Below are 339 nucleotides of genomic sequence, written 5' to 3'. Positions count from 1 at the left end.
ACGGCGGGCAACGACACGGGCAAGGTGGGCGAGGACGGCGACCAGCCGACCGGTGCCTATCCGCTGACCGCGACCGGCAACCTGGACTCGACCGATGTCGACGTCGGCGACACGCCGACCTGGTCGGCGGGCGCGGCCGCTTACGGCACGGCGTCGATCGACCCGGTAACGGGTGAGTGGACCTACACGCTCGATAACAGCCTGACCGCGGTTCAGGAGCTGGGCGAAGGCGACGAGCTCAGCGACAGCTTCCTGGTGACGGTGACCGACGAGGACGGCCTCACCGACACGGTGACCGTCAACATCACCATCGTCGGCGACGGCGATGCGCCGGTGATC

The 339-nt window shown here is 68.7% G+C and carries 1 protein-coding gene; it reads left to right on the top strand.

Annotated features, from left to right (window positions below):
* Positions 1-339, top strand: a 339-nt coding sequence (locus LZ496_RS13835; RefSeq protein WP_249905322.1) for a VCBS domain-containing protein, incomplete at both ends; no start/stop codon positions are given.

Source organism: Sphingomonas caseinilytica, assembly GCF_023516455.1.
GTDB classification, from domain to species: Bacteria; Pseudomonadota; Alphaproteobacteria; order Sphingomonadales; family Sphingomonadaceae; genus Sphingomicrobium; species Sphingomicrobium caseinilyticum.
This window is presented reverse-complemented; position numbering and strand designations above follow the sequence as displayed.